Origin of the sequence: Natronolimnohabitans innermongolicus JCM 12255, assembly GCF_000337215.1 — an archaeon.
In the GTDB taxonomy this organism is placed as follows: domain Archaea; phylum Halobacteriota; class Halobacteria; order Halobacteriales; family Natrialbaceae; genus Natronolimnohabitans; species Natronolimnohabitans innermongolicus.
In genome coordinates this window covers 65,438-92,007 of sequence record NZ_AOHZ01000011.1, presented here as the reverse complement: position 1 = coordinate 92,007, position 26,570 = coordinate 65,438, and the positions used below count along the sequence as shown (strand labels likewise).

Annotated in this window: 20 protein-coding genes; 14 read left to right on the top strand and 6 right to left on the bottom strand. The window is 67.3% G+C overall.

The annotated features are described in order from the left end of the window. Positions 1-13 precede the first annotated feature (13 nt). Together C493_RS02190 and C493_RS02185 are read left to right on the top strand one after the other, a co-directional pair. Positions 14-1,066 carry an NAD(P)/FAD-dependent oxidoreductase gene (locus C493_RS02190; protein ID WP_007257758.1) on the top strand — a complete coding sequence of 351 codons (1,053 nt, stop codon included), beginning with the start codon at positions 14-16 and terminating at the stop codon, positions 1,064-1,066. A gap of 120 nt (positions 1,067-1,186) precedes the next feature. Then, complete coding sequence (locus C493_RS02185) at positions 1,187-2,194, top strand: sodium:calcium antiporter (RefSeq protein WP_007257757.1); 1,008 nt, start codon at positions 1,187-1,189, stop codon at positions 2,192-2,194. Between the two features lie 46 nt (positions 2,195-2,240). Here the strand turns inward: C493_RS02185 and C493_RS02180 are convergent, their stop codons facing one another. After that, positions 2,241-3,431, bottom strand: coding sequence for a M24 family metallopeptidase (locus tag C493_RS02180; RefSeq protein WP_007257756.1), 1,191 nt, complete (start codon positions 3,429-3,431; stop codon positions 2,241-2,243). A 120-nt stretch (positions 3,432-3,551) separates the two neighbouring features. Here C493_RS02180 and aroA point away from each other — a divergent pair, with 120 nt between their 5' ends. From aroA to C493_RS02160, 4 genes are all read left to right on the top strand, one after another. Continuing rightward, entirely contained in the window at positions 3,552-4,853 is a 1,302-nt protein-coding gene (gene aroA / locus C493_RS02175) for a 3-phosphoshikimate 1-carboxyvinyltransferase (protein ID WP_007257755.1), read from the top strand. 110 nt (positions 4,854-4,963) lie between these two features. Beyond that, positions 4,964-6,106 carry a thiolase family protein gene (locus C493_RS02170; protein ID WP_007257754.1) on the top strand — a complete coding sequence of 381 codons (1,143 nt, stop codon included), beginning with the start codon at positions 4,964-4,966 and terminating at the stop codon, positions 6,104-6,106. A gap of 436 nt (positions 6,107-6,542) precedes the next feature. Next, complete coding sequence (locus C493_RS02165) at positions 6,543-7,415, top strand: alpha/beta fold hydrolase (protein WP_083912355.1); 873 nt, start codon at positions 6,543-6,545, stop codon at positions 7,413-7,415. Between the two features lie 165 nt (positions 7,416-7,580). Beyond that, entirely contained in the window at positions 7,581-8,912 is a 1,332-nt protein-coding gene (locus tag C493_RS02160; protein ID WP_007257752.1) for an alkaline phosphatase family protein, read from the top strand. Between the two features lie 15 nt (positions 8,913-8,927). Here the strand turns inward: C493_RS02160 and C493_RS02155 are convergent, their stop codons facing one another. Then, the gene (locus C493_RS02155) at positions 8,928-9,461 is read right to left on the bottom strand and encodes a hypothetical protein (RefSeq protein WP_007257751.1); all 534 of its coding nucleotides are present in this window, start codon (positions 9,459-9,461) and stop codon (positions 8,928-8,930) included. Between the two features lie 120 nt (positions 9,462-9,581). Between C493_RS02155 and aroC the strand changes: the two genes are divergently transcribed. The 3 genes from aroC (at position 9,582) to C493_RS02140 (ending at position 13,934) form a co-directional block, all read left to right on the top strand. Then, complete coding sequence (gene aroC / locus C493_RS02150) at positions 9,582-10,781, top strand: chorismate synthase (RefSeq protein WP_007257750.1); 1,200 nt, start codon at positions 9,582-9,584, stop codon at positions 10,779-10,781. Positions 10,782-11,090: 309 nt separating this feature from the next. Next, positions 11,091-12,995, top strand: coding sequence for a 2-oxoacid:acceptor oxidoreductase subunit alpha (locus tag C493_RS02145; RefSeq protein WP_007257749.1), 1,905 nt, complete (start codon positions 11,091-11,093; stop codon positions 12,993-12,995). A 3-nt stretch (positions 12,996-12,998) separates the two neighbouring features. Continuing rightward, on the top strand, positions 12,999-13,934 hold the full coding sequence (locus C493_RS02140; protein ID WP_007257748.1) for a thiamine pyrophosphate-dependent enzyme: 936 nt from the start codon (positions 12,999-13,001) through the stop codon (positions 13,932-13,934). An 87-nt stretch (positions 13,935-14,021) separates the two neighbouring features. Here C493_RS02140 and C493_RS02135 read toward each other — a convergent pair whose 3' ends face one another. After that, a complete protein-coding gene (locus C493_RS02135; RefSeq protein ID WP_049889086.1) occupies positions 14,022-14,348 on the bottom strand; it encodes a hypothetical protein in 327 nt (108 codons plus the stop codon). 169 nt (positions 14,349-14,517) lie between these two features. Here C493_RS02135 and lrpA1 point away from each other — a divergent pair, with 169 nt between their 5' ends. The 4 genes from lrpA1 (at position 14,518) to C493_RS02115 (ending at position 17,355) form a co-directional block, all read left to right on the top strand. Beyond that, positions 14,518-14,946 carry an HTH-type transcriptional regulator LrpA1 gene (gene lrpA1, locus C493_RS02130; RefSeq protein ID WP_007257746.1) on the top strand — a complete coding sequence of 143 codons (429 nt, stop codon included), beginning with the start codon at positions 14,518-14,520 and terminating at the stop codon, positions 14,944-14,946. Between the two features lie 87 nt (positions 14,947-15,033). After that, positions 15,034-15,537: an SRPBCC family protein gene (locus C493_RS02125; RefSeq protein ID WP_007257745.1), complete on the top strand. Its 504-nt coding sequence runs from the start codon at positions 15,034-15,036 to the stop codon at positions 15,535-15,537. A 110-nt stretch (positions 15,538-15,647) separates the two neighbouring features. Continuing rightward, a complete protein-coding gene (locus tag C493_RS02120; RefSeq protein ID WP_007257744.1) occupies positions 15,648-16,232 on the top strand; it encodes a nitrous oxide reductase accessory protein NosL in 585 nt (194 codons plus the stop codon). Positions 16,233-16,440: 208 nt separating this feature from the next. Continuing rightward, a complete protein-coding gene (locus C493_RS02115; protein ID WP_049889085.1) occupies positions 16,441-17,355 on the top strand; it encodes a DMT family transporter in 915 nt (304 codons plus the stop codon). Positions 17,356-17,375: 20 nt separating this feature from the next. Here the strand turns inward: C493_RS02115 and C493_RS02110 are convergent, their stop codons facing one another. Beyond that, positions 17,376-17,591: a helix-turn-helix domain-containing protein gene (locus C493_RS02110; RefSeq protein ID WP_007257742.1), complete on the bottom strand. Its 216-nt coding sequence runs from the start codon at positions 17,589-17,591 to the stop codon at positions 17,376-17,378. 376 nt (positions 17,592-17,967) lie between these two features. On the opposite strand from C493_RS02110, the gene C493_RS22945 reads away from it, so the two are divergent. Beyond that, on the top strand, positions 17,968-18,699 hold the full coding sequence (locus tag C493_RS22945) for a TlpA family protein disulfide reductase (RefSeq protein ID WP_007257740.1): 732 nt from the start codon (positions 17,968-17,970) through the stop codon (positions 18,697-18,699). 18 nt (positions 18,700-18,717) lie between these two features. On the opposite strand, the gene C493_RS02095 is transcribed toward C493_RS22945, so the two are convergent. Both C493_RS02095 and C493_RS02090 read right to left on the bottom strand, forming a co-directional pair. Next, positions 18,718-23,040, bottom strand: coding sequence for a sister chromatid cohesion protein PDS5 (locus C493_RS02095; protein ID WP_007257739.1), 4,323 nt, complete (start codon positions 23,038-23,040; stop codon positions 18,718-18,720). Positions 23,041-23,249: 209 nt separating this feature from the next. Continuing rightward, complete coding sequence (locus tag C493_RS02090; protein WP_007257738.1) at positions 23,250-25,733, bottom strand: DNA topoisomerase I; 2,484 nt, start codon at positions 25,731-25,733, stop codon at positions 23,250-23,252. Positions 25,734-26,570 lie beyond the last annotated feature (837 nt).

The window sequence follows — 26,570 nt, the reverse complement described above, 5'->3', positions numbered from 1 at the left end:
TCGCAGTACCACCGTGATCCGAATCGGAATCGTCGGCGCCGGCGCCGGCGCCGCCGCAGCGGCGTATCGACTCGAGCGAGCCGACCGCGAGACCGCGTGTACCGTCCTCGAGAAGTCGAGCGGGCTCTGCGGGCGCGCCGCGACCCGTCGCCGAAACGGGGCGACCTACGACTACGGCGCGAACTACGTCAAATCGGCCGACGACCGTGTCGCCGAGTTGCTCACCGAACGCCTCGAGACCGACGGGCTGGTCGACGTCGCGGAGCCGATCTGGACCTTCGACGAGGCGGGCGACGTTTCGGAGGGTCGCGACGCCGACGAACACAAGTGGACCTACGAGTCGGGGCTGACCCAGCTCGCAAAACGACTCTTCGCGCGGACCGACGCGACGGTCCATCGCGAGACGCGCGTCGAGACGCTCCGCCGCGACGAGGCTTCGGAGACCAACGCGTGGCACCTCGAGGACGCGGACGGCACTGAGTGGGGCCCGTTCGACGTATTGGTTCTGAACCCGCCGGCGCCACAGACGGCCGAGTTAGTCCGAACGGTGGAGTGGGACCACGCCGCTCGGACGCCGCTCCTCGAGGCCGTCGACGACGTCCCCTACCGAACGATCTGGACCGGCGTCCTCCACTACCCCTTCGAACTCGAGGTCCCCTACTACGCGCTGGTTAACACCGACAAGGACCACGAGATCGGCTGGATCTCACGCGAGGAGTGTAAGTCGGACCACGTCCCCGACGGCGAGTCGCTGCTGATCGTCCAGGCGAACCACGACTGGTCGGTCGAGCGCTACGACGACGACCCCGAAACCAATCTCGAGACGCTGGCTGATCTCGCGGCCGACGTGATCGGCGACGACCGACTGCGCGATCCCGACTGGACCGACCATCAGGGCTGGCGTTACGCCCAGCCCGAAGCCGAGGTGGCGACCGAACCCCTCGAGCGAGCCGAGCGCGAGGGGCTGTACTGTCTGGGCGACTGGGTCGCCGGCGAGGGGCGAGTCCACGCCGCGTTGCGCTGCGGGCTCGAGGTCGGCGACCGGATCGCGCTCGAGTCGGTCTGAAGCGCTGTTCGTCGCGCCCCGGAATACAACCGATGCCATCCGCAGCCTCGAGTCGTCGCCGTCCCTCGATTATTTGTAAGCAGGTGGTGACCGTGTGCTGTACGCCGACCGGAACCACGCATGTTCGTCCTCCTGTGGCTGGTGGCGCTCGCAGCCGTCGCGACGGCCCTCGTCTGGGCGGGAAGCCTCTCCCTCGAGCGGTCCGCGGAGCGGTTGGCACGCTACTACGGACTCCCGCCGATCGTTCAGGGCGCGGTGATCGCGGCCGTCGGCTCGAGTTTCCCGGAACTCTCGAGCGTCGTGATCGCGACGGTTCGGTACGGCGAGTTCGAACTCGGCGTCGCGGCGATCGTCGGCTCGGCGGTCTTTAACGTGCTGGTGATTCCGGCGCTGGCGACGCTCTTCCACCGCGATACCATGGAGTCGAATCGCGCGATCGTTTACCGCGAGGCGCAGTTCTACATCATCGCCGTCGCGACGCTGCTGTTGACGTTCTCGCTCGCGGTCATCTACTTCCCGACGGGGACGGGCCTGTTCGGCGAGGTCACACGGCCGCTCGCGCTCTTCCCGCTCGGACTGTACGGGCTCTACCTGTTCATCCAGTACCAGGAGTCCGCCGAGTTCCAGGCCGCCGAGAACGCGGGGGACGTACACGGCCCCAAACAGTGGGCGCTTCTCGCGGTCGGACTCGCCGTGATCCTCGTCGGCGTCGAGGTGCTGGTCCACGCCGCCGTCGAACTCGGAGCCTACTTCGACACGCCGTCGTTCCTCTGGGGCCTGACCGTGATCGCGGCCGGGACCAGCCTCCCGGATACGATCATCAGCGTTCGGGCCGCCCAGCGCGGTCAGTCGTCGGTCAGCCTGGCCAACGTCTTCGGGAGCAACGTCTTCGATCTGCTGGTCGCCGTCCCCGTCGGCGTGTTGATCGCCGGTTCGACGCCGATCGATTTCGGCGTCGCCGCGCCGCTGATGGGATTTCTCGTCGTCGCGACGATCGTCGTCTTCGCCACTGCGCGCACCGACTTCGCGCTGACCGATCGCGAGGCGTGGCTGTTGCTCGCGGTCTACGCGGCGTTCGTCGGCTGGATGCTGCTCGAGAGCACGGGGGTCACCGGCGTCGTCCTGTAGCGTCGCCCGTCGTCCGACCTCGCTTGCACGCCCGCGGCGAGCGCGATCACTCCGCCGTCGGCTCGAGGCCCACGCGATAGTCGGTCAGATTCTCGTAGCCGTCCTCGGTGACGACGATCAGATCTTCGATGCGGACGCCGCCGATCTCGGGATCGTAGAGGCCGGGTTCGATCGAGATCACGTGGCCGGCCAGGAGTTCGCCGCCGGCCGGGGAGACGCTCGGCTGTTCGTGGATGTCGAGGCCGACGCCGTGGCCCGTGCTGTGGATGAAGCCGGTCTCCGTGCTGGGGTCGCTGCGCAGGGTGGCGTAGCCGGCGTCCTCGAGTACGTCGCACGCGGCACCGTGGACGTCGGCGCCGGTCACGCCCGCTTCGACGGCCTCGAGGGCGGCCTCGTAGGCGTCCTCGGTGACCGCGTACCGCCGGCGGGCCTCCTCGCCGGGGTCGCCGCGGGCGAAGGTGCGGGTCATGTCCGCGAAGTAGCCCGTCTCCTTGTCCCGGGGGAAGATGTCGACGACGATCAGTTCGTCCGCCTTCAGGGGGCCGCTGCCGCGGTCGTGGGGGTCCGCGCCGTCGGCGCCGCAAGCGACGATGGTGTCGTCGAGCCCGCAGCCGTGGCGCAGGAGGGTAATTTCGATCTCCTCCGTGACGCGCTCGCTCGTCAGCGCCTCGCCGCCGTGGACGAGGGTGCCGTCGTCGCGAACCTCGGCTGTCGCGAGCAGCTCCTCGGCGGCCGCCATCGCGGCCTCGTTTGCCCGCTGGGTCGCGCGAATCTGCTCGAGTTCCCACGCCGTCTTCGTCGCGCGGATATCCTCGACGATGCCCTCCGATTCGACGGCGACGTCGACGCCGCGCTCGCGGAGACCGTCCGCAGTTCCCGTCGGGAAGGTGCGCGGGACGGCGATCGACTCGACGCCGTGATCCTCGAGGAAGGCGGCGAGCATCCGACTCTTGGCCTCGTGGCCGCCGTGTTCGGCGACCAGTTTCTGGTAGTCGTAAGTCGACCGACGGGTCACCGTGTCGGCGCTCGACTCCGTGACCGCGCGGCCGTACTCGAGCCCGGAGACGAGCAGGTGGACGCCGTCCGCCGTCACGAGCGTCTGGTAGGGGTCCGGCGCCGTGAAGCCGGAGACGTACCGCTGGTCGGCGTCCGACGCGTCGTCGTCGATCAGGTAGCCGTCCCGGTCGTCCGCCTCGAGGGCGCTCCGGAGCGCCGAGAGGTCGACGTCGAGTTCCATACCGGTAGTCGAACGGGTGGACACATAACGACGGCTGTTTCGACGGTAACTCGAGGCGCGTCTCTTCACCGCCGAGGGGACATCGGTATCGGTAAGGCCCGGCCAACCCACGAGGCGAGCATGAACGTCACGATCACGCCCTCGAGCGTCGCCGGCACGGCGCGGGCACCGCCCTCGAAGAGCTACACGCACCGGGCGATCCTCGCCGCGGGTTACGCCGACGAGGCCACGGTTCGAGACGCGCTCTGGAGCGCCGATACGAAGGCCACGGCCGGCGCCGTCGACCTGTTCGGCGGCGACGTCGACCGAGCGGACGACGGGACCCTCGAGATCGGCGGCTTCGACGGCCGCCCCAACGTTCCGGCGGACGTCATCGACTGCGAGAACAGCGGCACGACGATGCGACTCGTCACGGCCGCTGCCGCGCTGGCCGACGGCACCACGGTTCTCACCGGCGACGAGTCGCTTCGCTCGCGGCCCCAGGGCCCGCTGCTCGAGGCCATCGCGGACCTCGGCGGCGAGGCGAACAGCACGCGCGGAAACGGCCAGGCGCCGCTGGTCGTCACCGGTCCTCTCTCGGGTGGCGAGGTCTCCATCCCGGGCGACGTCTCCTCGCAGTACATCACCGCCCTGCTGATGGCCGGCGCGGTCACCGACGAGGGAATCGAGATCGATCTCGAGACCGAACTCAAGTCCGCGCCGTACGTCGACATCACGCTCGAGGTCCTCGAGGCGTTCGGCGTCGAGGCACGCCAGACGGACGACGGCTTCGCGGTCGAGGGCGGTCAGTCCTACCGGCCCGCGGGCGGCGACTACGCCGTCCCGGGCGACTTTTCGTCGATCTCCTACCCGCTCGCGGCGGGCGCGATCGCCGCCGGAGACGACGGCGAGGGCGTCCGGATCGAGGGTGCCAACCCGAGCGCGCAGGGCGACACCGCCATCGTCGAGATCGTCGAGCGCATGGGCGCCGACGTCGAGTGGGACCGCGAAGCCGGCGTCATCGACGTCTCGAGCGCCCCGCTGTCGGGAGTCGAGGTCGACGTCGAGGACACGCCCGATTTGCTGCCGACGATCGCGACCCTTGGCGCCGTCGCCGACGGCGACACGCGGATTACGAACGCCGAGCACGTCCGCTACAAGGAGACCGATCGCGTGAGCGCGATGGCCGACGAACTCGGAAAGATGGGCGTCGAGACGACCGAAACGCAGGACTCGCTGACGATCCACGGCGACGAGTCGACCCTCGAGGGCGCGACCGTCGACGGCTGCGACGACCACCGGATCATCATGTCGCTCGCGCTGGCCGGCCTCGCGGCCGACGGCGAGACGACCGTCGAGGGCGCCGACCACGTCGACGTCTCCTTCCCCGGTTTCTTCGGACTGCTCGAGGATCTCGGCGTCGCGCTCGAGCGAAGCGACTGAGCCCGGGCCCTGTGGCCGTTTCGCCGCTGTTTTTCCACTCGAGTAGCCTCGAGCCAGCTCGCTTACCGGTTCGACTAGCTATTTATGGTGCCGAACGATCATTACATACAATGTCAGTCAACACGCCGGTGATCGTTAGCGCTGTAAGAACTGCACAGGGGAAAGAAGACGGCGCCCTCGCCGACATTCGGAGCGAGGACCTCTCGATTCCACTGGTCGACGAGATGCTCGCGGAGACGGGGCTCTCCGGAGAGGACGTCGACGACCTGATGTGGGGATGCGCTCAGCAACGCGAGGAGCAACGGACCAACATCGCCCGCCAGATCGCGCTCTTCTCGGATCTCGGCGAGGGAGTCCCGGCGACGACGGTCGATCGGCAGTGTGCCTCCTCCGCGCAGGCGATCATCAGCGCCGCGGACTCGATCGCGGCGGGTCGTCACGACGCCGTGATCGCCGGCGGCGTCGAGAGCATGAGTCGCGTGCAGATGGGCGCCGCCGAGAGCGGGTCGATGCACCCCAAACTCGACGAGGTCTACGGCATGGAGAACCTCCAGATGGGGATGACCGCCGAGAAGGTCGCCGAGGAGTACGGCGTCAGCCGTGAGGAGCAGGACGAGTACGGCGCCCGCAGCCAGCAACGCGCCGTCGAGGCCACCGAGGAAGGCAAGTTCGACGACGAGATCGTCCCGATCGAAACGGCCGAGGGCACGCACGAGGAAGACGAGGGACTCCGCCCCGGCACGACCGCGGAGAAACTCGCCGAGTTGCCGACCGTCTTCAAGGAGGACGGTTCGGTCACGCCCGGCAACGCCTCCCAGATCGCCGACGGCGCCGCCGGCGTCATGCTGACCAGCCGCGAACTCGCCGAGGAACGGGACCTCGAGATTCTCGCCGAGGTCGGTACCAGCTACGTCGCGGGCGTCGATCCGACGATCATGGGCGTCGGCCCCGTGCCGGCGACGGAGGGCCTGCTCGAGCGCGCCGGTCGCGACATCGACGACTACGGCCTCGTCGAGATCAACGAGGCCTTCGCCAGCCAGACGATCTACTCCGCTCGCGAGTTGGGGATCCCGATGGAGCAACTCAACGTCAACGGCGGCGCCATCGCCATCGGCCACCCGCTGGGGGCCTCCGGCGCGCGCCTCCCCGTAACCCTCGTCCACGAGATGAATCGCCAGGGCGTCGAGCGCGGCATCGCGACGGAGTGTGTCGGCTTCGGCCAGGGAGCGGCGATCGAGTTCGAACTCCCCTGAGGCAGTTGTTCTGGGCTTTTTGGTCCAGGTTTTGCGAGGGAGGAACGGAGTGACGACCGAGACAAAAGGTGGTCGCGCCAGGGAGCGGCGATCGNGTCCAGGTTTTGCGAGGGAGGAACGGAGTGACGACCGAGACAAAAGGTGGTCGCGCCAGGGAGCGGCGATCGAGTTCGAACTGCCCTGAGCGGGTATCGTTGTCTCGCCGACCTCGAGACGCGGTCCCGCGGTCAGTCGAGCCCCCTCGAGTGACGCCCGAGTTTCGGCGTCCGCTTCGAGACGGCGGCGCGACCGTTCGTATCGGCCCTGTACCTCGAACCGAGTGGGTGACCGTACCGCCGATCCGCGTCAGGTGCTGCACGCTGTGCAGTCCGTGACGAATTGTCGTCAGATGAGTCTATGGTTCGACCACACATACCATACCACTGAGTGTCACCCAATGGCTGATTCGACGCAACCGGAGACGGACGAGGGAGGAACTGTACACCGGGCCGTCTCGGACGACGGCACCGAGATAGCCGGCCGCGTACACGGGACTGGACCTCCAGTGGTTCTCGTCCACGGCGCGATGGCCGACGGTGAATTCATCTGGGAGTCGTTGGTACCACATCTCGCAGACAGGTTCACCTGCTACGCGATGAGCGTCCGGAGTCGGGGACTGAGCGAGCACAGCACCGACCTCTCGCCCGAGCGGCGACTCGAGGACGTGACGGCGTTCGTCGAGAGCATCGGCGAACCCGTGGGTCTGCTCGGGTGGTCCCAGGGCGGTCGACTGGCGCTCGGGGCGGCCGCACAAACCGACGCGGTGTCCGCGGTCGCCGCCTACGAGCCGGCCGTGTTCGAGGTGCTCGAGGAAGACGAGTACGCGCGCTTCGTCGAGCGGATCGGTCGCGTGAGCGAACTGGCCGCCGAGGATCGGCCGGTCGACGCGGCGCGTACGTTCCTCGAGTGGGTCGCCACCGAGGACGAACTGAACGACGCGCAGACGGCGGGCATCGTCGAGAACTGTGCGGCGAACGTTCCGGTCTTCCTCCAGGAGGTGCAGGGTCTCGACGACTACGACGGACCCAGCCCGACGGGGCCGTCCGCCCTCGCCGAGATCGAAGCGCCGGTCTTGCTCCTACACGGATCCAGTTCGATTCCGGATCCGTGGTTCGTCGACGGCGTCCACCACGTCGCCGAACACGCGACTGACTCCCGGGTGCGCGAAATCGAGGAGACCGGTCACTTCGGTCCCGTTCACAGATCCGACGCCGTCGCCGAGGAACTCGCCCGGTTCTTCGCCGCGACGCCGGACCCGCTCCGGTCCTGAACCGGTCCTCGCGAGCGAGCGCTCGCCGCCTCCACCGATTTCGTCTCCGACGGTCGGCGAACGCCCCGACTATCGAACCTATGCACTCGAGCGTCGACAGGAGGTCTCGATCCCGGTGTGATACCACCCCACGACACTTATTCGATCGAGCCCGTAGGCCACGCCATGCGCACCGACCTCGAGGCACGCCTCCGTGATCGGCAGACCGAGGACGGCTACCTGTTCCCCGACTACGCGGACTACTGCTTCGCTAACGTCCCGGGAACGATCGGCGGGGTTCTCGGAGCCGAAGACGTTTCGCGACGCTCGCTTCCTCCGGACGTCCTCGAGGGCGTCGGCGACGACTACGATCGGGTCCTCGCCGTCGTCGTCGACGGCTTCGGCCTCGCGTTCTGGAAGCGACACGGGCGCGAGCACCCGCTGCTCGAGCGACTCGAGACGGCGGGGACGGTCTCGCCGTTGACGGCGACTTACCCCTCGGAGACGGCGGCGGCGATGACGACCTTTCACACGGGACGGCTGCCGGCGTCCCACGGCGCCATCGGCTGGGACATCTACGATCCGATCGACGACGCCTCCTACGAGGCGTTCACGGGCAACGTCAAGGCCGGCGACGAGTCCGTCGACCGCGAGCTGCAGGACGTCTTCGCCGGCGAGCCAATCTATCCTGCACTCGAGGCGACCGGAATCGACTGTCATCACGTCGTGCCGTTCGCCGAAACCTACGACGGTGCGGTCGCGCACACGTATCGGTGGAACCGGGACGACGGCGGACCCGGGAACGGCGCCGCGGACGGGGGCGACTCCGGGAACCACCACGAGCCGGGTCGAGACCACGAAATCGAGGGCTTCGCCGACGCCCTCGAGAAGGCGTTCGCGGACGCCGACGACCCCGCGTACCTGTACGCCTACCTCCCGCAGATCGACGCCGCGGCCCACGCCGCGGGAACCGAGAGCGCGGCCTACCGCGAGACGGTTCGGACGACCATCGACACCCTCGAGCGCGCGCTGGGACGACTCGAGTCCCGGGACGGTGCCGACGACACGCTGCTGGTCGTCACCGCTGATCACGGCCACGTGAACACGACCCCCGAGACGAACGTCGACCTCGAGCGCTGCGACGAGCTCATGATTCGCCTCGATCACCACGCGACGGGCGAGCCGGTCCGGTACGCCGGGAGCCCGCGAAACCTCCACCTCCATCTTCGCGAGCCCGAGCGCACCCGCGATCACGCTCGGGCGTTCCTCGCGGAGCGACTGGACGCGCGAATCTTCACCCGCGAGGACGCCCTCGAGCGCGACCTGTTCGGCGACGGACCGACGAGCGAGACCTTCCGACGCCGACTTGGCGATCTGATCGTCTGTCACCGCGACCGTTCGGTCTGGTTCGGCAGCGACCGCGCCCACCTCGAGCTGGTCGGAGTCCACGGCGGGCTCCACCCCGACGAGATGTTGGTGCCGTTCGCGGCGGCCGAACTCGGCGCGGCCCTCGAGTAACGGTTCGACGATCGGTCAGCAGTGGTCGGCGTCGGATTCGGTCGTCACCTCGAGGTCGCCGTCGTCTTCGACGAACAGCTCCGTGGCCGGACAGGGGTCGTCGAACGACGCTTCCTCGAGCGTGGTCGTGTCGGCAGCCCCTCCGTCGACGGCGACGTCGACATCGTACGTCGCGCGGTCGGAGAGGAAGACGACGACGTGGGCGTCGGACGCCAGATCGTACGCTCCTTCGAAGTGGCTCGCCTCGGATTCGATCTCGAGGTCGACCGAGCGAGTTTCCGCGGTGCGGTTCCAGAGGCGGACCCGATGGGACGGTGCGTCGCCGTCGGTGGAGCCGAGTCTCACTTCGGCGACCGGCTCGTCGGGATCCGACGGCGTCTCGGTCGACCTCGACTCCTGGCTGGTTCCCGACTCGAGGTCGACCGTCGTTTCTCGTGTCTGCTCCTGCTCGACCGTCGCCCCCTCCTCGACCGAGCCGTCGACTGAGAGACAGCCCGCGAACGCGACGCTCGAGGCGCCGAGGACGGCCAGCAACGAACGACGCTTCATGATGTGAACGCGGTTACACCACGCGGAACAAAGACGCTTTGGGTGACCGTCGGGTCCGATCGGTCGCCGAGCGTCGAGAACCCTGCACCGCTAAGTGTCCCCGTCCCCGAACAAGACCCAATGAACGGCAACCGCTTCGGTCGCCTCTTTCAGGTGACCACGTTCGGCGAGAGCCACGGCGAGGCGATGGGCTGTACCGTTTCGGGCGTCCCCGCCGGCCTCGAGCTCTCGGAGGAGGACATTCAGGAAGACCTAGACCGCCGAAAACCCGGCCAGTCGATGATCACGACCAGCCGCGGCGAACCCGACGACGTCTCGATCAAGTCGGGCATTCAGGACGGCTACACGACGGGAACGCCGATCGGGCTGGTCATCCAGAACAAGGACGCTCGTTCGGGCAAGTACGAACCCTTCATCACCGCTCCGCGGCCCTCCCACGGGGACTTCACGTACTCCGCCAAGTTCGGCACGCGAAACTGGGGCGGCGGCGGTCGGTCCTCGGCCCGCGAGACCGTCAACTGGGTTGCGGCCGGCGCCATCGCGAAGAAACTCCTCGCACGCGAGGGGATCGAACTCAAAGCCCACGTGAACCAGATCGGCGATATCGAGGCGCCCGACGTGAGCTTCGAGGAGATCAAAGCGCACTCCGAGGAGAACGACGTCCGCTGTGCCCATCCCGAGACCGCCGCGGAGATGCAGGACCTGATCGAGGACTACCAGGACGAGGGCGACTCCATCGGCGGGAGCATCTACTTCGAGGCCCAGGGCGTTCCCGTCGGCCTCGGCGCGCCGCGTTTCGACTCGCTGTCGGCGCGACTCGGCCAGGCCATGATGGCGGTTCCCGCGACGACGGCCTTCGAGTTCGGCCTCGGAACCGAGGCCGCCGAGTGGACCGGCAAGGATCGCAACGACGACTGGGAGTTCGACGACAGCGAGGCGCATCGCGCCTCGGAGGAGAACGGCGACGAGCCGCGAACGTGGGGACGTCCGACGCCCGTCGAGAACGACCACGGCGGCATTCAGGGCGGCATCTCGAGCGGCGAGCCGATCTACGGCGAGGTCACCCTCCACGCGCCGACGTCGATCCCGAAGACCCAACAGACCGCAGACTGGGAGACGGGCGAACTCAAAGAGGAGCAGGTCATCGGTCGCCACGATCCGGTGCTTCCGCCACGCGGCGTGCCGGTCGTCGAGGCGATGCTCGCGCTGACGCTCGTCGACTTCATGTTGCTGTCGGGCCGAATGAACCCCGACCGAGTCGACGACCAGCCCGGCAAGTACGACACGGAGTACCACCCGAGTAACCCGCGAAACGAGTAGCGACGGTTCGATCGGCACCGTTCGCGTTCGTTTCGTGACCCGGTCGTTCGGTTCCCGACGCCGTTTTGCGCCACCAGATATCGATTTTCGCTCGAGCGAATACGCTGAAGTGTAAACCGTTCAACACCGACCATTTCGTCACAAATACAAGCTATATCCCGATTTTCCCTCAACGTTCACGGTCGATAATGCGATATATTGTGTGGTTGTTCATTCCTCACGATAGATCTATGATAATGTATAGCAAAGGCTTTAGGTTGCGTAGGGCAAATTCCAGGTACGGTTGGCCCACCGGCCACTGATTTACCTATGAGCGACGATGAACTCATCTGGCGAATCGCAGGCGGTTCCGGAGACGGAATCGACTCGACGAGTCAGAACTTCGCGAAGGCACTGATGCGCTCGGGGCTCAACGTGTTCACCCATCGACACTATCCGTCGCGGATCCGTGGCGGCCACACGTACGTCGAGATCCGAGCCGCAGAACAGAAGGTACAGTCCCGCGGTGACGGCTACAACTTCCTGCTGGCGCTCGGCGACTCGTTCGCCCGTAACCCACAGGAGGAGGCCTACTACGGCAACGAAGAGATCAAGCCGCTGTCGGAGAACTTAGACGAACTTCGCGAAGGCGGGGTCATCATCTACGACGAGGGCCTGATCAGCGAGGAGGACGTCGAGGAACTCGACCTCGAGGAACGTGCCGAGGAGAACGACTGGCACGTCTTCCCGCTCGACCTGCGCGGCCTCGCCAAGGACCACGGCCGCGAGGTCATGCGCAACACCGCCGGCGTGGGTGCCACGGCGGCGCTGCTCGACATGGAGCTCGAGCACATCGAGGATCTGATGTCCGACGCGATGGGCGGAGACATCCTCGAGGCGAACCTCGATATTCTCCACGAGGCCTACGAGACGGTCAACGACGAGTACGACTTCGAGCACGACCTGCGCGCCCCGACGGGCGAACACGACGCCGAGCAGGCGCTGCTGTCGGGCTCGAACGCGATCGCCTACGGTGCCATCGACGCCGGCTGTCGCTTCATCGCCGGCTACCCGATGACGCCGTGGACGGACGTCTTCACCATCCTCAGCCAGAACTTCCCCGACATGGGCGGCGTCTCCGAGCAGGTCGAAGACGAGATCGCGGCGGCCGCACTCGCAGTCGGTGCGAGCCACGCCGGCGTGAAGGCCATGTCCGGTTCCTCGGGCGGCGGCTTCGCGCTGATGTCCGAGCCGCTCGGCCTCGCGGAGATGACCGAGACGCCGGTCGTCCTCGTCGAGTCGATGCGCGCCGGTCCCTCGACCGGGATGCCGACCAAGCCCGAACAGGCCGACCTCGAACACGTCCTCTACACGAGCCAGGGCGACTCCCAGCGCGTCGTCTTCGCGCCGGGTAACATCGAGGAAGCCTACGAACAGACGCGACTGGCCTTCGACATCGCCTGGGACTACCAGATCCCGGCGATCGTCATCTACGACCAGAAGCTCTCCGGCGAAAACCAGAACGTCGACGTCGACTTCTTCGACCGCGAACCCTCGCCGGATCTCGGTTCGACGCTGACCGAAGACGAACTGAAGGAGGCCGCACACGACGCCTCCGGGAAGTTCAAGCGCTTCAACTACGAGGACGCCGAGGACGGCGTCGCGCCGCGGTCGATCCCCGGCCAGAAGGGCGGACGCTACCTCGCGACCGGCAACGAGCACTCGCCAGTCGGACACATCGAGGAAGACCCCGACAACCGCGTCTTCCAGATGGAACGCCGCCTCGAGAAACTCGAGAAGATCCGCGAAGAACTCGACGAAGAGCGCGACTCCACGCAGACGTACTTCGGCCCCGACGAGGCCGACTACGGCATCATCACGTGGGGCTCCTCGCAGGGCGCCGTCGCCGAAGCGGTCGACCGCCTGAACGAGCAAGGCCACTCGGTAAAGGCCATCAGCGTCTCCGACATGATGCCCTTCGCCGAGACGGAGGTCACGGAGTTCCTGGAGAGCGTCGACGAGGCGATGGTCGTCGAGATGAACGCCACCGCGCAGTTCCGCGGCCTGATCCAGAAGGAACTGGGCCGCTTTGGCGACAAGATGACCAGCCTCCTCAAGTTCAACGGCAACCCCTTCGAGCCCGCCGAGATTGTCGAAGGCTACGAGGTCAACCTGGCCGACGAGGACCGCCAGCCAGACGCACAGGTACGAATCGAACCCGCTGCAGGTGACTGAACAATGAGTGCATTCAACGCGATCGGTGAGGAGCGAGAGATCGACCGGGACGAGTTTACGCCCGGTGTCGAACCGCAGCCGACCTGGTGTCCGGGCTGTGGCGACTTCGGCGTGCTGAAGTCGCTGAAACAGGCGCTGCCGGAGCTCGGGAAGAACCCCGAGGAAGTGCTGACCGTCACCGGAATCGGCTGTTCCGGCAAACTGAACAGCTATCTCGACACGTACGGTTTCCACACGATCCACGGCCGTTCGCTGCCCGTGGCTCGCGCCGCCAAACTCGCGAACCCGGAACTCGAGGTCATCGCCGCCGGCGGTGACGGCGACGGCTACGGGATCGGCGGCAACCACTGGATCCACTCGGCCCGCGAGAACCACGACATCACGTACATCGTCTTCAACAACGAGATCTTCGGCCTCACGAAAGGCCAGACCTCGCCGACGAGCCCGAAGGGCCACAAGTCCAAGACGCAGCCGTCGGGGAGCGCGAAGACGCCGCTGCGACCGCTGTCGACGTCGTTGAACGCCGGCGCGAGCTACATCGCCCGCACGGCCGCGGTCAACCCGAACCAGGCAAAGGAGATCATCAAGGAAGCCATCGAACACGACGGCTTCGCCCACGTCGACTTCCTGACCCAGTGTCCGACCTGGAACAAGGACGCCCGACAGTACGTCCCCTACATCGACATTCAGGAGTCCGACGACTACGAACACGACGTCAACGACCGCGCGGAGGCCGCCGAGATCATGCGCGAGACCGAGGACGTCCTGAACGAGGGCACCGTCCTGACGGGACGGTACTACGTCGACGACGAGCGACCGTCCTACTCCCAGGAGAAACACGCCGTCGGCGAGATGCCCGACCAGCCGCTCGCGGAGCGGTACTTCGACGACGACGCCGAGTGGGAGCGCAGCTACGACCTGCTCGAGCGACACAAGTAGCGACGGCGACCGTTCGGTCGTCCGTATTCGTTCGACGATTTTTCGCGGTTCGCTCTCGACTCGAGCGACGGCCGTCTTCGCCGCCGATCAGTTCTCCGAACCGCCGTCGGCGCCCCAACCCTGCGCGAAGCGCTTCGTCAGTTGGCTCAAGATCAGCAGCGAGACGATGAGGCCGCCGAACACCGTCGGCGAGAAGCCGTACAGGATCTGGTAGCCGCCGTAGGCGATGACGAACAGGCCCATGAGGAGCGCGGTCGTGCCGGCCCGACGCGAGACGTAAGCCGGATCGACGTCATCGTCGTAGTGAATGTGGAGATCCGCCCGACCGCGAAACGCGATCATGATCGCGGGAGCCAGAATAACGAGTCCACAGCAGATCCAGAAGAGCCCGATCAACACGTCGGCGTCGACCATCGGCGACCATCGGTCGGGAACGCGAATAAATCCGGCGATCGATCGGCTGATTCGGCTCTCGATGGCCCGCAATCGCCGCCGCTACGGCCAGGAGACGTCTTCGCGAGCCAGCCAACTCGTTGTTTTCGTATACAAAAGATATTTTTCCGTCGGAGCAAAAGCAACTCCCATGAGTACACAGGCGACGGAAGACCGCATCCTCGAGGTACTCGAGGAGGATGCGCAGGCGTCCTACGCCGAGATCGCCGAGCGAGCGGACGTCTCGAAACCGACGGTGCGCAAGTACATCAACCAGCTCGAAGAGGAGGGGGTGATCGTCGGCTACTCGGCCGACGTCGATCCGAAGAAGCTCTCGAGCAAGACCATCGCGATGGTGGGGATCGACGTGGCGAGCGAACGCTACGTCGAGGCGACGAAGGCGCTGAAATCCCTCGACGAGATCGAGGCGCTCTACAGCTCCAGCGGCGACCACATGCTGATGGCCGAAGTTCGCGCCGAAGACGGCGACGCGCTCGGCGAGATCATCTCGGATCAGCTCCTCGAGATCGAGGGCGTTACCGCTGCTCATCCGTCCTTCCTGCAGGAGCGTCTGAAGTAACTGCACGTCGCGATACCGGCACGTATCTGGCCGTCTCGGAATCGTTTGGCCGTTCCGTTTTCACGCGCGGCGTCGTACTTTCGGTCGATGGCAGTCTACGAGCGTCAGACGACGATCGACGCACCGCTCGAGTCGGTCTGGCAGTTCTACTCGCGAGTCGAGGGTCTCGAGGCCGTCACGCCCGACTGGATGGGGCTTCGAATCGAGTCGGTGATCGGTCCCGACGGCGAGGCGAACCCCGACCCGCTGGTCGCCGGAAGCGAGGTGGCGCTGTCGATGCGGCCGTTCGGCGTGGGGCCGCGCCAGTACGTAACGTCGCGGATCACCGTCCGCGAGCGAACCGACGGCGGAGCCGTCTTCCGCGACGAGATGATCCACGGACCGTTCGCTCACTGGCTTCACACCCACGCCTTCTACCCCGACGGCGAGCGGACGATCCTCCGGGATCGCGTCGAGTACGAACTGCCGGGCGGTGAGTCTCCCGGAATCGGGCGCCTGGTCGGCGTCGCCGCGTCGTTCGCCTGGCTGGGATTCGAACCGATGTTCCGGGTTCGCCACCGGCGGACGAAGGTGCGACTCGAATCGGTGTAGCTGCGTGTCGTACCGGCCGAGTGCTGCACTGCTGTGTACACGAACGACGACAGTTTCGATTCGGAAACCGAACCACGCTCGTTTTGCCCGTTGGATCGTTAGACGAACGTATGAATACGAGTGAACGCGATCGAGGGATGCTCGACCGGCGCGGGCTGCTCGCGGTGCTCGGAGCGGGCGCGGCGGTCGGTCTCGCCGGCTGTGCCGGCGGGAATGACGAGGAGGAAGACGAGGCGACGACGTACGAGCCGAACGTCGACGACCATCCGGGCGACGAACCGATCGAGTTCACCAGCGACCAGAACTGTGTCGTCTGTAACATGACGCCGACCGACTACTCGGATCGGATGAGTCAACTCGCTCACGAGGACGGCCGGGGCGCAGTCACCTGTTCGCCGGGCTGTCTGTTCGCGTACTACGCGGCGACCGCATCCGATTCGGACGTGGTCGGTGCGTGGGCCGTCGAGATCACGACGGGCGAGCTAGCCGACGTGACCGACGGCTACTTCGTCCTCGTCACGGACGAGCAGGCCGCGGACGATCCGATGGGGATCGATCCGCGCCCGTTCGGTGACCGAGAGGACGCCCTCGAGTTCATCGACGAGTGGGACGCAGAAGCGCTCGGCGAGGACGATATCATCACACTCGAGGACGTCGATCGCGACGTGGCGCGACCGTATCGCAACCGCGTCTGAGCCGATCTGAGCCGACACGCGGCGTCACCGGCGACGCCCCTCAACGTTTGGGCTAGATCGCGACCGGAGCCGAGAACCAATCCGACGCCGACCGTCCGTTCGTCCGTACTCGAGTCACGCTTTCTCGAGCCGATAGCGTCGGTGATCTTCGACCCACGCGGCGACGGGTTTCGGAACCGGTTTGGAACAGGCCGCACATCGTGACGACGTGCGCGCCGCCGACCTCGAGGTGACGCCGGCTGTCGCCCTCGCGTTCGCCGTCTTCGCGGCCAGCACCAGCGCCATTCTGGTCCGCTGGAGCGCGGCGCCGAGTTCGGTCGCGGCCTTCTACCGGGTGTTGTTCACGACGGCGATCGTCGCGCCCATCGCGGTCGTGTGGTACCGCGAGGAGTTCGCCCGTCTCTCTCGACGGGATCTCGGATTCGCGGTCGTCGCGGGCGTCGCCCTCGCCGTCCACTTCGCGTCCTGGTTCGAGAGCCTGAACCACACGAGCGTAGCGGCGAGCGTGACGATCGTCCAGACCCAGCCGATCTTCGTGGCCGCCGGCGCCGCGCTCGTCCTCGGGGAGCGAGTCAGTCGCGAGACCGTCGCGGGGATCGCGATCGCGATCGTCGGCGCGATGGCGATGTCGCTCGGCGACGCCGGCGAGGCGCCGGTCTCGGACGCGACGCTGTTCGGAAACGCGCTCGCCGCCCTCGGCGCGATCACCGTCGCGGCCTACGTTCTCGCGGGACGGTCGATTCGCCAGCGCGTGTCGCTGTTTCCCTACGTCACCGTCGTCTACGCCGCCTGTGCGGCGACCCTGTTCGTCCTCGTCGGCGTGCAGGGCCACGACTACGTCGCCTATCCGGGTCGCGAGTGGCTGCTCTTTCTGGGGATGGCCGTCGGCCCCGGCGTCTTCGGCCACACCGTCGTCAACTGGGTCCTGAAACACCTCGAGTCGGTCGTCGTCAGCGTCGCCTGGCTGGGCGAACCGATCGGAGCGACGCTGCTCGCGCTCGTCTTCCTCGCCGAGGTTCCGGACGCGCTCACGGTACTCGGCGGGCTGATCGTCCTCGCGGGAATCTACGCGACGACGGTCGAGCGCGAACGGCGGCGAACGCCGTCGGCCGACGGATCGTAAGTCGATCGATGGTCGGTCGCTCACTCGGACTGCGCTCGAAGCTGCTGTCGACCGTCCTCGGTGATCCTGTAAACGCCCCCCGAGATCTGGCGAACGAGTCCGTCGGACTGCAGGTCCCGACACTCGGAGGTCACCGTCATCGGATGGGCCTCGAGCGACGCCGCGAGCGACGTTACCTCCGTCGGCCCCCGCTCGTCGAGGAGCACGAGCAGTCCTCGACTCGAGCAGTTGGTCATTCTCGTACACACACCACGGCAAAATATGCCATAACCGTTGCGGGACGGACTCGATCCGAGAGAAAGTCAGTTTCGGTGACTACAGCGCGTTTCGCCGGGAAGTCGTCGTGTTCCTCGAGGCCGTTCAGAACCCCGAATCGGCCGCACTCCTCCGGGTGCTGCCACCGGCCGGGTCTGTGAGACGCGATCCTACCGTCGAGACGATGGAGACGCCTCGAGCCGATCACGGTCGTCGCGGCCGTTCGAGCCTCGATCCCGGATTCGCCGATCGAACCACCGAACCCTTCTTGTTCGAGCCCGTACGGACGCGTATGCAACGGTCCTCGAGCCGACGCGGCCGACGGCTTGGACGCCGAGCGGCGACGGGGGTGGCGCCGTGAAGCGACGCGAGATCGTCGCCGGCGCGGGAAGCCTCGGCATCCTCGCCGGCGGCGTCGGACTCTTCCGGAACGGGCCGCCGTCGTTTCTGACCGACGAACCCGAGTCCGAAACGGACGACGACGATGGCGGGCCGCCGACCGCGCAACTCATCGACGCGGACGGCAGTTCGGCCGGCACGGTCTCGGTTCCCGAGGCGGGGACGGTCACCGTCGCGATGTTTTTCGTCCCGGCGTGTGGCAACTGTCAGTCGCAGGTGTCGAGACTCACCGCCGCTCGCGAGGACCTCGTCGACGAGTACGGCGACGCGGTTCGGGTTCTCGCGCTCACCTACCTCTCGCCCGACTCGCTTTCGGACTCCGAACTCCGGGAGTGGTGGTCGACTCACGGCGGAAACGGTGGCGTCGGCTACGACGACGGCGTCGCCGGCACGTACGGTGCCGCCGGCTATCCCATCACCCTCGTCATCGGCCCCGACGGCGAGGAACACTGGCGCGACGTCGCGATCCTCGAGCCCTCACAGATCGTCCGCGAGGTCGAACCCGTCCTCGAAGAAGCCGGGCTCGACGACGTCGACGAAGAGGTTGACGACGACGACGATGGCGGCGCTACCGAGGGCGAAGACACCGGCGCAGACGAACGCGAGAACGCCGACGAAAACGCGACCGCAGGTGCGGAGACGGAAACCGAAACGGGCGCGGACGCTGACACGAACGACTCGTCGGCGTGACCCCGCCGCTCCCGCCGCTCAGGAATCGTTCCCTCCGAGCCGCGTGAACAGTCCCGAGAGCGAATCAGTCAGCGACGAGCCGCCGGCTCCGAGCACCGCGAGGCCGTCGTCGACGACGCAGAGCGTCTCGCCGTCGACGGCGAGGGCTGTCGTGGCTACCTCTCGAGACACCCGCCAGCGACGGGTGCCGTCCGCCGCCGACAGCGACAGCAACCGGCCGTCCTCGAGGCCCAGATACGCGACGTCGCCGAGCAGCGCAGGCCCCGTCGCGGCGACGCCGACGGCGGCCCGCCAGCGCTCCGTCCACGTGGACGTCTCGACCGCGTAGAGGCTGCCGTCGGTACTCGCGACGTAGACGGTGTCGTCGGCCACGGCCGGCGGCGTCTCGATGCGCGCGCCCGTCTCGAATCGGAACCGGCTCGAGCCGTCGCTCGAGACGGCGAGCAGCGCCGCCCCGTCGGGGACGTACACCGTTCCGTCGGCGACGGCGGGCGCCACGTCGGTCGGCGACTCGAGGGTTCGACTCCAGCGCTGGCTCCCGTCGGCCGTCGACAGCGCGCGCAGTCGGTCGCCGGCGACGACGTAGACGGTCTCGTCAGCGACGGTCGGGCCGATGGGGTCGTCCTCGAGCGTGGCCATCCAGCGCGGGTCGCCGCTCTTGGCGTCGATCGCGTGCAACGCGTCGCTGCCGATGTAGACGGTGCCGTCGGCGACGATCGGAGCCGTGCGAACGCGGCCGTCGGTCTGGTAGCGCCAGCGTCGGTCGCCGCGCTCGGCGTCGACGGCGTAGACGGCGCCGTCGGCACTGCCGACGTAGACGGTCCCGTCGACGACCGCCGGCGCGGTCCGAACGGGGCCGCCGGTCTCGAACCGCCAGCGTTCGCGGCCGTCGGCGAGCGCCAGCGCGACGACGCTGCCGTCGTCGCAGCCCGCGTAGACGGTGCCGTCGACGATCGCCGGCGCGGCTTCGAATGCCGCCGTCGCGTCCCCGGCATCGGTCCGCCACAGTTCGGTCGGTCGACGACCGACGACCGGCCCCGACGGCGCGCATCCGGTCCGGCCCGGTCCGACGCGCGCCATCGTCCAGCCGTCGGCCGTCGACGGACCGTCGTCCGCTCGGTCCGCCGCGTCCTCGAGTGCCACCGTCGCGTGCTCGGCCGCTCGGGAGACGGCCGGGACGGGATCGTCGGTGAGCGCGTCGATCGCCGGTCGGCTCTCGGTCGCCTCGAGGGCGGCGAGCGCGCGGATCGACCGGGTCCGGACGCGACCGTCCGGATCGCCGAGCCGGCGGCGAAGGACCGCGGTCGGATCGCGGTCCGCCGCCGCGAGCGCCGACCCGTCGTCGACACTCGTACACGCGATGATCGCGTCGGCGGCCGCTGCGCGGACGTCGGCGTCCGCGTCCTCGAGCGCCCCGAGGAGCGCGGGGACGGCGTCCTCGAATCCGGTCGCGTCGTCGCGAGCCATCTCCGCGAGAACGCGACCGGTAACGACGCGGACGAGCGCGTTCTCGACTTCGAGTCCGGCCGCGAGCTTGGAGATGCCGGTCGGGCGGAGCGCTTCGGACTCCTCGGCGAGCACCGAGAGCGCGAGGGCGGCGAAGCCGGCCGCCCAGGGGTCGCCGTCCAGTCGACTGCCCATACCCGTCAGCTGGTTGTTGAGCCCGTCGGTGTGCGACGGGGTCTCCCCGCCGGTCGCGAGCGACGCGGCGTCGATCAGCCGGTCGTCGACGCGCTCGAGGGTCGAGCCGAGCGTCGAGCCGTCGTCGTGGCCGGTCACCGAGAGCGTTCCGAGCGCGAGCGCGACGTCGCCGCGGACGGCCTCGTCGTCGTCCTCGAGGTGATCGACCAATCGCTCGCGCTCGGCCGCAACGTCTTCGGGGCTCGTCGCCGCCAGTCGGGCGATATCGAACGCACAACGGCGCCGCTTGGCGCTGTCGCCGTCCTCGAGTTGCTCGAGCAACGTTCCGGTGGCGGTGCCGGCGCCGTCGCCGGCATCGGCCCCCGCTGCGGTGCGAATCGTGGCGAACGCGTCGAGCAACGCCCGGCGCTCGGCGTCGGCCGGCTCCTCGAGCCCGTCGAACAGCGCGCTCACGGCACCGGTGGCGAGCCGCGGTTCGTCTCGGGCGATATCCGCGAGCGCCGCGGCGACGGCGGCCGTGCGCTCCTCGCCCGCAGACAGCGCGTCGACGAGGGCGTCGGTCAGCTTCGTTTCGCTCTCGAGGTTTCGGTCGCCGTCCGAATCCAGGAACGACTCGAGGGTCGTGAGCACGCTGGCGCGCTCGGCCGGCGTCGGCTCGACCAGCCGCGCACAGATCGCATCGACGCCGGCTGTGACTTCGGCGGCCGACTCGAGGCCAAGCGTCTCGAGAGCCGACCAGGCGGCGATTCGAAGTCGCTCCTCGCTCGCCCCCGTCTCGGCGACGGCGAGGGTAAACGCCGATCGGCAGTCGACGGCCGCGTCGGGTTCGCCGGCGTTGTCTGCGGACTCGTCGACGAGCGTTTCGAGGGCGCGTCGAACGTTCGTTCTGACGGTCCGATCCGCGTCGTCGAGCGACTCGAACAGCGCCGCGAGCACGTCGCTCTCGCGGACCGCGGCCGGCGCCGCCGCCGCGATTCTCGAGAGCGCGATCGCCGCGTTGTTCCGCACCGTCGCGTCCTCGTCGTCGAGTCGTTCGGCGAGCGGCGAGACGGCGTCGCGGACCTCGAGTGGCTTCTCGGCGGCGACGGTAAGGAGGTCTCGCGTGGCGGCTCGCCGAACGGCCGCCGTCTCGTCGCCGAGTCGCCGGTGCAGAGAGCGAACCGCGGGGTGGGCGTCGGCGACCTCTGAGCGCGCGACGGTCGCGATCTCGCGGGCGGCGTCCCCTCGGAGCCACTCGTCGTCCGCCTCGAGTCGGGCGACGAGCGCCGGAACGTCCGTCCCGTCGTCGGGTGCCTCGAGGGCGAGCGCAGCGAGCGCGTCGGCCGCACGATGTCGAACCGGCTCGTGCGAATCGGTGAGCCGCGCCGTCAGCGCCGGGACGATCGAGCGAATCGCGTTCGGCGACTCCTCGGCGACGGCGGCGATCGCCCGAGTCGCCTCGAGGCGGACGGTCTCGTCGTCCGCGTCGACGATGGCCGCGAGATCGACGACGACGGGTTCGACGGCGGTCGGCGACTCCTCGGCGACGGCGGCGATCGCGGCGACGCCGTGGCGTCGCATCGCAGCTCCGTCGCCCGAGAGCCGCCGCGCCAGCGGGCGAACGCTTTCGGCGGCCGCGGCGGGTCGTTCGGCGGCGACCGCTGCCAGCGCCGCGGCCGCGTCGGTACGAACGGCCGCGAGGGCGTCCTCGAGTCGATCGATGAGCGCCGGAACCGCGGGTACGACGGCCGTGGGCTCGACCGCGGCGACGGCCCGAAGCGCCGCCGTACACTCCGTTCGGACGTCGTCGACGTCGTCGAGTCGAGCGGCGAGTAAGTCGACGACGGTCGGTACCGCGTGGGGGTTCTCCCGGGCGACCGACGCGACGGCAACCGCGGCGGCGGTTCTGATCGTCTCCCGTTCGTCGTCGAGGACCGTCGCGATCGTCTCGACGTCGGCCTCGAGACGGGACGGCTCCTCGAGAGCGATCGCGCGAATCGCCGTCGCTGCGTTCGTCCGGATCGCCGGTTCGTCCTCGAGTCGGGCGAGCAGCGAGTCCGTCGCGGCGAGTGCGTCGGCCGGCGAGTCGTCCGCGACTGCGGCGAGGATCGCCGTCGCGTTCTCCCGGACGGCGACCGTTTCGTCGGCCGTTCCCGCGGCGACCTCGTCGACGATCGACGCGACGCGGTGGGGATCGGCGGCGGCGATCGAGGCCAGCGCGTCCGTGACCCGTCGGCGAACGCGCTCTCGCTCGTCGGTGACGTGACGACCGAGTGCGTCGACGGCCGCGGCGACGGCGGTGGGTTCGGCCGCCGCGACCGACGCAAGCGCGTCGGCGGCGTCCTCGCGGATCGCCGACGAATCTTCGAGTCGCTCGGTCAGTTCGGGAACCGACTCGCGGACGGCGCCGGGATGGTCGGCTGCGACCGCGGCGAGCGCCGCCGCCGCGTGCGATCGGATCGACGGCTCGTCCGCGAGGCGAGCGGTCAGGTCGTCGACGGCCGAGCGGACGTCCGCCGGGCGGTCGGCGGCCTCGGTCGCGAGCGTTCGGGCCGCGTAGGCTCTGACCTCCGGATCGCCCGCGTCGAGAAACGACTCCAGCCGGTCGATTCCGACGGTGACTTCGACGCGGTCACCAGCTTGTTCTTCCGTTTCCGTTCCCGTTCCCTCTCTCTGGTCGTCGAGCGGCGGTTCTGTCGACGTAGCGTTCCGTTCCGTCATAGTGAGCACCCGTTCGAGACGCGTCCGTCTCCCCCACGCATCGTCAGATGGTTGTACATATCTGTACCGTCAGTTAATTCTACCCCTGCTGACAGGGGTGTAATCCGAACTAATTGGGGTGACGACGGCAGGGATGGAGACGAAGACGAAGCGTGCTATTCGTGGATACGCGATGATAGTTCGTCGTTCGCGCCGAAGGGAAGATTTTCTCAGGCTTTCGCCTGCCAGGTCCGTACTCGATCGGCGCTGACGCCGTCGACGTCTTCGGCCACGGTGTCCGGGTCGGCCTCGGTGAGATCCTCGAGGTTCTCGATGCCCGCGCCGGCGAGCTTTTCGACCGTCTTGGCGCCGATGCCGTCGATCGACTCGAGGTCGGAGCCGCTCTCGGATTCGCGGGCCTGGAACTCCTGGTAGTTACAGATCGGGCAGCCGAGTTCCCAGGGCTCGTCGCCGCTGTGGACGACGAGTTCGGGGAGGTCGTGTTCCTCGCAGTGTTCGTCCGTGACCTCGATGTCGCCGCGACGGGGCAGCGGCAGCGAGTACTCGCAGTCTGGGTAGCGCGTACAGCCGACGAGCCGGGAGCCGCTCTGGAGGGTCTTGACCGCTAGCTCGCCGCCGTGTTCGTCGCCGCAGTCGGGACAGTCGCCCAGAATCGGCCCTTCACCCGCGTCTTCGGCCTTGCAGAGCGGACAGCCGTGAACGAACGTCTGCCGGCCGGCGAGCATCTTGACCTCGTTCAGGCCGTGTTTGTCGCACTCGTCGTCGAGGATGAGCGGCTTGCCCGTCGAGGGCAGCGGGAGCGTGTTCTCACAGTCGGGGTAGCCGTCGCAGCCGACGAAGTACGAGCCGTGGCGACTACGCCGGACGAGCAGGTCTTCGCCACACTCCGGGCAGGGACCAAGCCGCTTGTCGTCTTTGAGCGACTTGCGAAGGTGGTCGCCGATCTCCTCTCGAGAGTCCGCGAGGCTCGCGAAAATCTCCTCGAGCATCTCTCGAGACTCGTCGGTGACGTCCTCGAGGGACGCCTCGCCGGAGGCGATGGCGTCCATGTCGGCCTCGAGTTGGGCCGTCATCTCCTCGCTGACGACGCGGTCGGCGTAGTTCTCGGCCGCGTCGACGACGGCCATCGCGAGCTTGGTGGGACGGGGTGGATCGCTCTCGATGTACCCCCGATCGTACAGTTTTTCCAGCGTGTTGTGGCGGGTACTCTTCGTTCCCAGCCCCTGGTCCTCCATGGTCTCGATGAGCCGCGACTGGCCGTATCGACGCGGCGGCTGCGTTTCCTTTTCCTCGAGTTCCACGTCGGTGAGCGCGAGTTCCTCGCCCTCGTCGACGTCCGGAACGTAGTTCTCGCTGGTGTTGAAGTACGGGTAGACGTCGTGATAGCCGGCCTCGACGAGCCGTTTGCCGTTGGACTTGAGTCGGGAGTCGTCGACCTCGGTGACGACCTTGAGGTGTTCCCAGACGGCGGCCTCGGCGACCGTCGCGTAGAACCGGCGGACGACGAGTTCGTAGACTTCCCACTCGTCGTCGCTTACGTCGCCGCCCCGCGAGGGAATCTCGCCGGTCGGATGGATCGGGGGGTGGTCGGTGGTCTCCTCGTCGCCCTCAGTTGCGACGATCTCGTCGGCCTCGAGGAGGGATTCGGCGGACTCGCCGAGCGTCGGATGGCCGACGAAGTCGTCGAGGAGTTCCTCGAGGTCGAGGTCGTCCGAGTAGACGGTGTTGTCGGTTCGCGGGTAGGTGATGTAGCCCGCCGTGTAGAGGTCTTCGGCGATCGACATGGCGCGTTTGGCCGAGTAGCCGATGGCGCCGGCCGCGCGGATGAACTGGGTCGTGTTAAAGGGCGTCGGCGGCGTGTCGGTCCGGGTACGGCGGTTGACGTCGACGACAGTCGCGGCGTCGCTGTCGTCGAGCGTTTCGTAGACCTCGGTCGCGGCGGCCTCTTCCCAGACGCGTTCGGCCTCGTTGTCGTCCTCGTCGCGGTAGAAGTACTGGGCCTCGAACGTCGTCTCGTCTTTCGTCAGGTCGGCGAACAGCTCCCAGTAGGTCTCCGGATCGAACGCCTGAATCTCGCGCTCGCGGTCGACGATCAGTTTCAGCGTCGGCGACTGCACGCGTCCGACCGAGATGAAGTCGTTGCCGAGTTGGCCCGCCGACAGCGAGAGGAATCGCGTGAGCGCGGCACCCCAGACCAGGTCGATGATCTGGCGCGCCTCGCCAGCCGCGGCGAGGTCGAAGTCGAGGTCTTCGGGCTCGTCGAAGGCGCTTTGGACCTCGTTTTCGGTGATCGAGGAGAACCGAACCCGTCGGATCGGGACGTCCTCGTTGACGTCGCGGACGATCTCGTAGGCCTCCTTCCCGATCAGTTCCCCCTCGCGGTCGTAGTCAGTGGCGATCGTGACGCGTTCCGCCTTGCGCGCGAGGATGCGAAGCGTCGCGACGATGTTCTCCTTCGTCGCCGTCTTCTCGACCTCGGCGTCGATCAGTTCGACCGGCTCGACGTCCCGCCAGTCCGAGTACTCGGACGGGAAATCGACGCCGACGACGTGACCCGACAGCCCGACACAGCGCTTCCCGCCCCACTCGTAGACGTTGACGCCGTTTTCGCGACTCGAGTCGTGCGTGCCGCCGGAGAGGATGTCGGCGATCCGGCGCGCGGCGTTGTCCTTCTCGGTGATTATCAGTTCCACGGCGGATCACCTCCGGAGACGGTCGGCTTCGAAATCAGGGGGCGAGTCGTCTGCATTGTCGCTCGCTACGACTGAGGATTTGATAACGCTTTCGCAGAAAAACGGACGACAGCGCGGATGTGCGTGCGTTGCGCGCGCCGGGCGGTCGCGCGCGAGGACAGTTTCGACTATCCATCAGTAGATGGGATACCCATTCCCTTCCGTCGTGACGCCGGGCCCCGTTCGAGGTAATTCAACTATATTTATGATTCTGCATCGGCGACTCTTTCATCGAATGCCAGTCGGGCGCATATTTGGAGATCTCTCCGTTTTTGATCTTCTAGGAAATTTCATCCCTGGAATCGTGTTAACTGGGGCAATCACGCTACTTCTCCCGCGCTCCCAACTGAACCAGTTAGCCGAGGCACCAGTAATCGCTGTGCTTCTCCTGGGAGTCATCGCGTTCGCGTTCGGCCATTTAATTCAAAGTTATGCTGCTCAGGCAGTCGGTCAGCGAGAAACGTTTCGAAATTCGATCTTCCTCCATCAGAGCCTCGGTACGTCGCCAATTCTCGACTTCGAAACGTACCCAACGGTTCACCCCCGACTGTATTCGGTCTACAGTCGATTATACCCCGACGAACCGGACGACTGGAGCCTCGAGGATACCGTATCCAGCCGTTCTTCCGAGACTGAAAACGACTCGTCGATCGAAGAACAGATACCGAGTACCGATCCGATTCTCGAGAAAGTAACGCGAATTCCCGCCCGTTTCTATCGATCACTGATCGAGGCGATTGCGATGGTCCGGATAAAACGCGATCGTCCACTTTCGGAACTCACAATAGCGGGAAAGGC

Excerpts from the sequence above, each read along its gene's own strand:
- C493_RS02185 (WP_007257757.1), top strand. The coding sequence starts at position 1,187 with ATGTTCGTCCTCCTGTGGCTGGTGGCGCTCGCAGCCGTCGCGACGGCC.
- C493_RS02180 (WP_007257756.1), bottom strand. The coding sequence starts at position 3,431 with ATGGAACTCGACGTCGACCTCTCGGCGCTCCGGAGCGCCCTCGAGGCG.
- aroA (WP_007257755.1), top strand. The coding sequence starts at position 3,552 with ATGAACGTCACGATCACGCCCTCGAGCGTCGCCGGCACGGCGCGGGCA.
- C493_RS02170 (WP_007257754.1), top strand. The coding sequence starts at position 4,964 with ATGTCAGTCAACACGCCGGTGATCGTTAGCGCTGTAAGAACTGCACAG.
- C493_RS02165 (WP_083912355.1), top strand. The coding sequence starts at position 6,543 with ATGGCTGATTCGACGCAACCGGAGACGGACGAGGGAGGAACTGTACAC.
- C493_RS02160 (WP_007257752.1), top strand. The coding sequence starts at position 7,581 with ATGCGCACCGACCTCGAGGCACGCCTCCGTGATCGGCAGACCGAGGAC.
- C493_RS02155 (WP_007257751.1), bottom strand. The coding sequence starts at position 9,461 with ATGAAGCGTCGTTCGTTGCTGGCCGTCCTCGGCGCCTCGAGCGTCGCG.
- aroC (WP_007257750.1), top strand. The coding sequence starts at position 9,582 with ATGAACGGCAACCGCTTCGGTCGCCTCTTTCAGGTGACCACGTTCGGC.
- C493_RS02145 (WP_007257749.1), top strand. The coding sequence starts at position 11,091 with ATGAGCGACGATGAACTCATCTGGCGAATCGCAGGCGGTTCCGGAGAC.
- C493_RS02140 (WP_007257748.1), top strand. The coding sequence starts at position 12,999 with ATGAGTGCATTCAACGCGATCGGTGAGGAGCGAGAGATCGACCGGGAC.
- C493_RS02135 (WP_049889086.1), bottom strand. The coding sequence starts at position 14,348 with ATGGTCGACGCCGACGTGTTGATCGGGCTCTTCTGGATCTGCTGTGGA.
- lrpA1 (WP_007257746.1), top strand. The coding sequence starts at position 14,518 with ATGAGTACACAGGCGACGGAAGACCGCATCCTCGAGGTACTCGAGGAG.
- C493_RS02125 (WP_007257745.1), top strand. The coding sequence starts at position 15,034 with ATGGCAGTCTACGAGCGTCAGACGACGATCGACGCACCGCTCGAGTCG.
- C493_RS02120 (WP_007257744.1), top strand. The coding sequence starts at position 15,648 with ATGAATACGAGTGAACGCGATCGAGGGATGCTCGACCGGCGCGGGCTG.
- C493_RS02110 (WP_007257742.1), bottom strand. The coding sequence starts at position 17,591 with ATGACCAACTGCTCGAGTCGAGGACTGCTCGTGCTCCTCGACGAGCGG.
- C493_RS02095 (WP_007257739.1), bottom strand. The coding sequence starts at position 23,040 with ATGACGGAACGGAACGCTACGTCGACAGAACCGCCGCTCGACGACCAG.